Consider the following 8,363-nt stretch of genomic DNA (forward strand, 5'->3'; position numbering starts at 1 on the left):
TTCGCTGTCCTCCAGGGCAAAGGCACTGCAAGTGTGATGATCGTCGCTGATAGCGTCCAGACCGAGCATCTCGCCGGGGATCTGAAACCCTCGCTGTCCTCCAGGGCAAAGGCACTGCAAGTGTGAGGTCTTGAATGAACCGCGTCCAGACCGAGCATCTCGCCGGGGATCTGAAACCCGGTGACCTGCTCGCGGCCGTCGACCGACAGCATGCTGGTCTTGAATGAACCGATCCGCACCGCGTAGAGCGAGCGCAACGGATCGCCGGCCCGGTACAGGGCTGCACCTTTTTTAACCTTTACACGCTGAATGATCAGGGTATCCAGTCGTTCGACTTCGTTGCTGGTCAGGCCAATCGGCAGACACAACTCCAGAACGCTGCAATTGGAGCACGCGGCTTTCAGATAGTGATGTTGATATGGCCGGGTTTCAGGCATCGCAAAAACTCCCCCTGACAGGAGCTTAGAGCATAGTTCGGATCCCCCGTTTCAATCGGGCGTTTACAGATAGAATCGATGAGCGGGGAAAATCTTGTTCCTGTTGAGCCGGGATAGACGGCCCAAGACTTGATGTAAATCAAGTCTTAGGCCGTGCAGACACCCAGAATCGACGCATGTCTCCCGGTTTACCGGGGCCCCTGGCGGAGGACGTCATGAGCGATTTTCTGAGTGCCGAGCAACTGGAAGGGCTGGATGCCTACTGGCGGGCGTCCAATTACCTGGCGGTCGGGCAGATCTACCTCAAGGACAATCCGCTGCTGGCGGTGCCGCTGACGCTGGCGGATGTAAAGCCACGGTTACTGGGGCACTGGGGCACGACGCCGGGGTTGAACCTGATCTATACGCACCTCAATCGCCTGATCACGGCCCACGACCTGAACATGATCTTCATCGCCGGTCCCGGGCACGGCGGGCCGGCCGTCGTGGCCCAGACCTACCTGGAAGGCACGTACACCGAGTGCAACCCGTCGGTGGGGCGCAATACCAATGGCCTGGCCCGACTGTTTCGGCAGTTTTCCTGGCCTTATGGCATTTCCAGCCATGTGTCGGCGCAGATTCCGGGGTCGATCCATGAAGGCGGCGAGCTGGGCTACAGCCTGGCCCATGCCTATGGCGCCGCGTTCGACAACCCGGACCTGATCGTGGCGTGTGTGATTGGCGACGGAGAGGCGGAAACCGGGGCGTTGGCGGCCAGTTGGCATTCCAACAAGTTCCTCAACCCGGCGCGTGACGGGGCGGTGCTGCCGATTCTGCATTTGAACGGGTACAAAATCGCCAACCCGACGGTGCTCTCCAGCATCAGCGAGGAGGAGTTGTCGGCGTTGATGTACGGCTATGGCTACGACCCATATTTCGTCGAAGGCGATGACCCGGCCGAGGTTCATCAAACCCTGGCCAGAACGCTGGACACCATCGTGCAGGAAATTCGCGACATTCAGCGGGGCGCGCGTCAACGATCGTCGTCCCGGACGCTGGAGCGACCCCTGTGGCCGATGCTGATCTTGCGCACGCCCAAGGGCTGGACGGGGCCGACATTCGTCGATGGCCAGCGGGTCGAAGGCACTTGGCGGGCGCATCAAGTGCCCTTGGCCGACTTCCAGCAGCCGCAGCATCTGCGGCAACTGGAGGAATGGCTCCGCAGCTACCGCCCCGACGAATTGTTTGACGCCAATGGCACCCTGTTGCCCGAGATCGCGGCGTTGGCGCCGACCGGCCATCGGCGAATGAGCGCCAACCCCCACGCCAACGGTGGGCTGCTGTTGCGCGCGCTGGATCTGCCACGGTTCACCCAGTACGCGGTGAACGTCGAGGCGCCCGGTGGCCTGCGGGCAGAGGCCACGCGGGTGCTGGGCCGGTTTTTGCGCGACGTGATGAAATGCAACCTGACGTCGAGCAATTTTCGCCTGTTCGGCCCGGATGAAACCGCCTCGAACCGGCTGGATGCGGTGTATGAAGTCAGTGCGAAGGCGTGGATGGAGCCGCTGGGGCCTGATGACGTCAATCTGTCGGCCGATGGCCGGGTGATGGAGATTCTGAGCGAACAGGTGTGCGAAGGCTGGCTCGAAGGTTATTTGCTGACCGGTCGGCATGGGGTGTTTTCCTGTTACGAGGCGTTCATCCACATCGTCGACTCGATGTTCAACCAGTATGCCAAATGGCTGAAAACCGCCGCCGAAGTGCCATGGCGCAAACCGGTGGCCTCGCTCAACTATGTGCTCACCTCCCATGTCTGGCGCCAGGACCACAACGGTTTTTCCCATCAGGACCCGGGGTTCATCGACCTGGTGGCGAACAAAACGGCGGACGTGGTCCGGATCTACCTGCCGCCCGATGCCAATTGCCTGCTGTCAGTGGCCGATCACTGCCTCAGGAGCCGCAACTACATCAACGTGATCGTGGCCGGCAAGCAACCGGAGTGGCAGTGGCTGGACATCGATGCCGCCATTCGTCATTGCCAGGCCGGTATCGGACGCTGGGATTGGGCCTGCCGCGATGACAGCGATCCGGACGTGGTGATGGCCTGTGCCGGCGACGTTCCGACCCTGGAAACCCTGGCGGCGGTCACTTTGCTGCGCGAATACGTGCCGGATCTGCGGGTGCGGGTGGTCAATGTCGTCGACCTGATGGTCCTGCAGCCGTCGTACCACCATCCCCACGGTTTGCCCGACAGCGCCTTCGATGAATTGTTTACCGTCGACCGGCCGGTGATCTTTGCCTTCCACGGCTACCCCGCGCTGATCCACCGGCTGCTGTACAAGCGCACCAATCATGAAAACTTCCATGTTCGCGGCTTCAAGGACGAGGGGGCGACCACCACACCGTTCGACATGGCAGTGCTCAATAATCTGGATCGGTATCAGTTGGCCCTGGATGTCATCGAGCGCGTGCCCAGGCTGCACGATCAACTCCAGACCGCCCGGGCGCGCTATTGGGCGACGATGGAGAAACACAAGCTTTACCTCATCGAACACGGGCAGGACATGCCCGAAGTGATGGAGTGGCAATGGACGCCCGCGCCGGGCAATCAGGGCTGATGGACGGCGCCGGGCGCTATTTGCTCTTCCAGTATTTCTGCATCTCCAGAAACAGGAACGAAGCGGTCCAGGAAATCAGCACCAGCCCCGTCAGTGCCTCCAACCCGGTCAGGTACTTGAGGTTACCCATGGGGGAAATGTCGCCGAAACCGATGGTCGTGAACGTGGTGAAGGAAAAGTACACGCAGTCCATGAACGAGCCATCGAAATTGCCCCGCAGGCTACCCCATTCACCGGAGCGGATCAGCAGGTAATAGACCAGCGCGAAACACCAGACCTCTAACGCATGGGCCACCATGGCGCCGAATACCCCGACGACGATCCGAAAGCGGCTCCAGAGTTTGAGCCTGGGCAGCCAATCGTTCAGGCGCAGCAGGCATTCGTAGTGGATCACCACCGTGACGATCACCACCAACGTGTTGATCAGCGTGACTGCGAACATGTTGAGCCTTCAGTGATGGGGGCAGGGCGCCGTCTGCGGGCGATTGACCGGTGCGTCACGGTGCAGGTAATGCCGGGGTGGGCTTGAATGGCATCAGCGCCGGGAACTCCTCGGGCGTGAGGGTTTCCTTTTCCAGTAACAGGCGGGCGCCCTCGTCCAGGTCGGCCCGACGACTCTGAAGCAGCGCCTTGGCCCGTTGGTAGGCTTCATCGAGCAGGGCGCGAATACCCAGGTCGATTTCCCGGGCTGTCTGTTCCGAATAATCCTTTTCGCCCATCGTGGCCATGCGATCTCCCAGATACGTTGGGGTTTGCTTTTCCAGCACCGACTGCCCGAGCTCGGGGCTCATGCCGAAGCGGGTGATCAGTTGCCGGGCGATATCGGTCGCGCGGCCCAGATCGTCGGCGGCCCCGGTGGAGATCTGGCCGTAGACAAGGTCCTCGGCGGCGCGTCCGGCCATCAGCACGACAATCCGGTCCTTAAGTGTCTGGCAACTGATCAGGAAGTGATCCTCGGTCGGTCGCTGCAAGGTATAGCCCAGCGAGCCGATGGCCCGGGGCACGATCGAGACTTTATGCACCGGGTCCATGGCCGGCAGGCTGCTCGCGGCCAGGGCATGCCCCATCTCGTGATAGGCCACCACCCGGCGCTCGTCGGCATCGAGCAGGCTGCTCTTGCGTTCTAGCCCCGCGATAAGGCGTTCCACTGCGGCGGTGAAGTCGTTCAGGCTGACCGCCTCGGCGCCGCGACGGGTGGCGACGATGGCCGCTTCGTTCACCAGGTTGGCCAGGTCGGCGCCGGTGAAACCAGTGGTGATTTCGGCGATACGTGCGCTATCGAGGCCTGGTTCCACGGTGATTTTCTTCAGATGAACCTTAAGAATCGACTGCCGCCCTTTGCGATCGGGACGGTCGATCAGAATCTGCCGGTCGAAGCGCCCTGCGCGCAACAGCGCCGGATCAAGGACCTCCGGCCGGTTGGTCGCAGCCAGCAAAACCACGCCCTCACGCGGATCGAAGCCGTCCAGCTCGGCCAATAACTGGTTGAGGGTCTGTTCTTTTTCGTCATTGCCGCCCAACACGCCGACGCCACGCATCTTGCCCAGCGCATCGAGTTCATCAATGAAGATGATGCAGGGTGAGGCCTGGCGGGCCYGTTCGAACAGGTCGCGGACCCGGGCCGCACCGACCCCGACGAACATTTCGACAAATTCGGACCCCGAAATCGAGAAAAACGGCACACCGGCTTCACCGGCGATGGCTTTGGCCACCAGGGTCTTGCCGGTGCCTGGCGGGCCCACCAGCAAGGTGCCCTTGGGGATGTGCGCACCCAGGCGTGCGTATCGGGCCTTGTCCTTGAGGAACGAGACGATTTCCACCAGTTCGGCCTTGGCTTCGTCAATGCCCGCGACATCGGCGAAGGTCACTCCAGTGTCGCGTTCGACAAAGATCCTGGCCCGCGACTTGCCGACATTCATCAACCCGCCAAGGCCTTGTTTGTCCGCCATCCCGCGAAACAGGAAATGCCAGAACACCATGATCATTATGAACGGCAACAACCAGCCCAACAGGCTGTTCATAAAGGTGTTTTCATTGACCCCGGTAAAGCCGACGCCCGATTGGGAGAGTTCGGTCGCCAGCGCCGGATCGACCCGCACCGTGGAGAACCGGTCGCGTCCGTCGATGGGTTCCACCAATTTGCCGCTGATCCGGTCCTTGTCGATCTGCAAGTCACTGACTTTTTGCTCGTTCAACAATTGCATGAACTGGCTGTAGGGCAGGGGCTGCACGGCCTGGCGCTCGACAAAGAAGACCTGCATGAGGCCCATGACGATAAAAGCGATCGCGAAGTAGGACAGGTTCCACCGGTCGTTCTTTTTCATGGCCTTGGCTCAGAGTGTGAACGCATATCGGTAAGCCAGCGGCCATCCCGTTTACTATAAAGATAGCCTGCTTCAGCTTCTCCCTCGCGCAGGGCGCCGGATGATGTGCACAGATCACCTCGCCTTGTGCCGGTCATTCAGGAAACGGTGGCTGGGCAGGCGATTCTTTTTCTGGAATATCCGTCATGGTCGCCTCGGTGAGCAGCAGGACACTGGCGACCGACACGGCATTTTCCAGGGCAATGCGTACCACCTTGGTCGGGTCGATGATGCCGGCTTCGTACATGTCCACATAACAATTGGCCGCCGCATCGAAGCCCACGTTGCCCGGTTCGGCGAGCATGCGGGCAATGACCACGCCGGCATCCACCGCCGAGTTTTCAGCAATGAACCGGGCCGGTGCTTCCAGAGCCCGGCGCAGAATCTGCAGGCCGGTTTTGACATCGCCTTCATGGTTGGCTTCTTCGGCTGCAATCATCGGCACGGCTTTGAGCAGGGCCAGACCGCCCCCTGGAACAATGCCTTCGGCGATCGCCGCCCGGGTCGCGGAAATCGCATCGTCCAGTGCATCCTTGCGCGCTTTCATTTCAGCTTCGGAAGGCGCGCCGACGCGGATCACCGCCACGCCGCCAGACAGCCTGGCCAGGCGTTCCTGAAGTTTTTCCCGGTCGTAATCGCTGGTGGTGTTGTCCATTTGCACGCGGATCTGTTGCAGGCGCGCCTCGATAGCTTCGCGTTTACCTGCGCCGCCAATCAGCGCGGTGCTGTCTTTTTGCACCACGACGCGATGAGCCCGGCCCAACTGGCTCAATTCCACCTGTTCGAGGCTGATCCCCAACTCATTGGAGATCAGGGTTGCGCCGGTCAGAACGGCAATGTCCTGAAGCATTTCCTTGCGTCGATCACCGAAGCCTGGCGCCTTGATCGCCACCGCGCGCAATACCCCCCGAATCTGGTTGACCACCAACGTGGTCAACGCTTCACCCTCTATGTCGTCGGCGATCAGGACCAGTGGCTGGCCACTTTTGGCAATCAGTTCCAGCAATGGCAGCAGGTCTTTGAGCACGCCGATCTTATGGTCACAGAGCAGCAGGTAGGCATCGTCGAGTTCGGCCTGCATCTTCTCGGTATCGGTTACGAAGTAGGGCGAGACATATCCACGATCCAGGCGCATCCCTTCCATGACCTCGACCACTGTTTCGGTGGTCTTGGACTCTTCGACACTGACCACGCCTTCAATGCCGACCTTTTCCAGAGCGTCGGCCACCAGTTGACCGATGACCGCGTCGTTATGGGCCGAAAGCGTGGCGACCTGGGCCTTTTCCTTGGGCGTGCTGACCGGGCGCGATTGCGCCAGCAGTGATTGCATGACCAGAGAAAGCCCCCGGTCCATACCGCGCTTGAGGTCGATCGCACTGGCGCCCGCGACGACGTTGCGGATGCCGTCGGCCAGGATTGCATGGGCCAGGACCGTCGATGTGCTGGTCCCGTCCCCCACGGCCTCGCCGGTGCGTTCCGCCGCCTGACGCAGCATTTGCGCACCCAGATTCTCCTCGGGGTCCAGCAGGTCGATCCGTTTGGCAATCGTCACGCCATCGTTGCAGACCGTCGGATTGCCCCATTTATTCTGGATCAACACCGATTTCGATTTCGGTCCCAGGGTCACCCGGACAGCGTCCGCCAATTGTGTGGCTCCGCTGAGGATTTTCTCGCGAGCGCCAGCACGAAACAGGATTTTAGTGTGAGCCATCAGGTTGTTCTCCTGAAGAGTTCTGCATTGTTTCAGCTTCTATGAAATGGCACGTGCAGCGTTGATTTTTATCAACAAAGTCACACAGGCAGGTGTGCAATCGCAGTACGTACCGTTCGGATGATCGACCGTCGGTTGTTGGCCCGAATTGACAAATATCAACCTGCGCCTTAGCAAACCGGGCCCAAATGAAATCTTCAAATCCACCGTGTTTTCAGTGGACCTGACTGGAAGGGGGGCGATTTTAAAACACGGTTCGCGTGGGATTTTTAGCCAACTCATTTGCGAGGAAAGACCATGGACAAGTTTCAGCAGAGTCAGAAAAACCAGCTGTTCAAAACACCGGCCCATGATCCTTATTGCTTGCCGAAAATCGAAGGCTCTGCCGTCTGCCCGCAGTGTGGGGCCGCTTACCAGGCAGGTAACTGGACCTGGAAAGTTCCTGAAAACACGGTGGTTCATGATGCGCAATCAGTGACCTGCCCAGCCTGTCAGCGTACCAATGACAACAAGCCGGCGGGTACGCTCACGCTATCGGGCAGCTTCTTGGCCGCGCATCGAAGCGAGATCATCAATCTGATCGAAAACACCGAGAAAAAGGAAAAAGCGGAGCATGCCCTGGAGCGCATCATCAGCCTGACCGATTCGGAGGGGGCGCTGGTTGTGACCACCACAGGCATCCATCTCGCGAACCGCCTGGGTCATGCACTGAAAGCGGCCTTCAAAGGGCACGCCGATTATCAGTACAGCGATGACGAGTTCGGGGTGAACATCGACTGGAGGCGTGACGAGTAGAGCCGGCGGAAGGTGTACTCGACGCTACAAAACTTGAAGAAATGACAGGAGGTCGGGATCGAGGAGTACGACCATGATCGCCAATGATTCAACGACAAAATCCGCCGCCTGTTCTGAATCAATCAATCGTTGCGCGGAGCTCTTTTCCGAAGCCGACCGACTGAGCAAACAAGCCTATGCGTTGTTGAGCGAGCCTGTTTCGACCCAGACGATACAACGATTTTCTGCAGCGAAAAAACTGGCGGATGACAAATACCGTCAAGCCCACCAGGAATGGTTGAAAACCATGAACAAGAGCGACCCATGATGGAGGGCTGCTGCCGGTAGCCTGCCCGGCGAAGGTATTTGATTTATATCAACGCCAAAGCGATTCCAACGGAGGAGTCTGAGGTGACGCTGGTGCCTGGTCCAGCGAGGGCGCAACGACCGCGCCCTCGCAACAGGCAATGGCGCGTTGAAG

The 8,363-nt window shown here is 59.8% G+C and carries 7 protein-coding genes; 3 read left to right on the forward strand and 4 right to left on the reverse strand.

Annotated features, from left to right (window positions below; genetic code table 11):
• Nucleotides 1-437: cyclic nucleotide-binding domain-containing protein (locus AC1DLB_RS13715; RefSeq protein ID WP_477785129.1), on the reverse strand; the 437-nt coding region annotated here is incomplete at its 3' end.
• Nucleotides 438-652: 215 nt separating this feature from the next.
• Between AC1DLB_RS13715 and AC1DLB_RS13720 the strand changes: the two genes are divergently transcribed.
• A complete protein-coding gene (locus tag AC1DLB_RS13720; protein ID WP_477744313.1) occupies nt 653-3,034 on the forward strand; it encodes a phosphoketolase family protein in 2,382 nt (793 codons plus the stop codon).
• Between the two features lie 16 nt (nt 3,035-3,050).
• On the opposite strand, the gene AC1DLB_RS13725 is transcribed toward AC1DLB_RS13720, so the two are convergent.
• The 3 genes from AC1DLB_RS13725 to groL all read right to left on the reverse strand — a co-directional run bounded on the left by AC1DLB_RS13725 (nt 3,051) and on the right by groL (nt 7,108).
• Entirely contained in the window at nt 3,051-3,476 is a 426-nt protein-coding gene (locus AC1DLB_RS13725; protein ID WP_477744312.1) for a potassium channel family protein, read from the reverse strand.
• 55 nt (nt 3,477-3,531) lie between these two features.
• Nucleotides 3,532-5,358, reverse strand: a complete 1,827-nt coding sequence (gene ftsH / locus AC1DLB_RS13730; protein WP_477785130.1) for an ATP-dependent zinc metalloprotease FtsH — start codon at nt 5,356-5,358, stop codon at nt 3,532-3,534.
• 133 nt (nt 5,359-5,491) lie between these two features.
• The gene (groL, locus tag AC1DLB_RS13735; RefSeq protein WP_477744311.1) at nt 5,492-7,108 is read right to left on the reverse strand and encodes a chaperonin GroEL; all 1,617 of its coding nucleotides are present in this window, start codon (nt 7,106-7,108) and stop codon (nt 5,492-5,494) included.
• Between the two features lie 297 nt (nt 7,109-7,405).
• On the opposite strand from groL, the gene AC1DLB_RS13740 reads away from it, so the two are divergent.
• Nucleotides 7,406-7,903 carry a BCAM0308 family protein gene (locus AC1DLB_RS13740; protein WP_477744310.1) on the forward strand — a complete coding sequence of 166 codons (498 nt, stop codon included), beginning with the start codon at nt 7,406-7,408 and terminating at the stop codon, nt 7,901-7,903.
• A 73-nt stretch (nt 7,904-7,976) separates the two neighbouring features.
• Nucleotides 7,977-8,210, forward strand: coding sequence for a hypothetical protein (locus tag AC1DLB_RS13745; RefSeq protein ID WP_018928206.1), 234 nt, complete (start codon nt 7,977-7,979; stop codon nt 8,208-8,210).
• Nucleotides 8,211-8,363 lie beyond the last annotated feature (153 nt).

This window comes from Pseudomonas sp. 05N434 (genome assembly GCF_056396965.1).

Excerpts from the sequence above, each read along its gene's own strand:
- AC1DLB_RS13720 (WP_477744313.1), top strand. The coding sequence starts at position 653 with ATGAGCGATTTTCTGAGTGCCGAGCAACTGGAAGGGCTGGATGCCTAC.
- AC1DLB_RS13725 (WP_477744312.1), bottom strand. The coding sequence starts at position 3,476 with ATGTTCGCAGTCACGCTGATCAACACGTTGGTGGTGATCGTCACGGTG.
- groL (WP_477744311.1), bottom strand. The coding sequence starts at position 7,108 with ATGGCTCACACTAAAATCCTGTTTCGTGCTGGCGCTCGCGAGAAAATC.
- AC1DLB_RS13740 (WP_477744310.1), top strand. The coding sequence starts at position 7,406 with ATGGACAAGTTTCAGCAGAGTCAGAAAAACCAGCTGTTCAAAACACCG.
- AC1DLB_RS13745 (WP_018928206.1), top strand. The coding sequence starts at position 7,977 with ATGATCGCCAATGATTCAACGACAAAATCCGCCGCCTGTTCTGAATCA.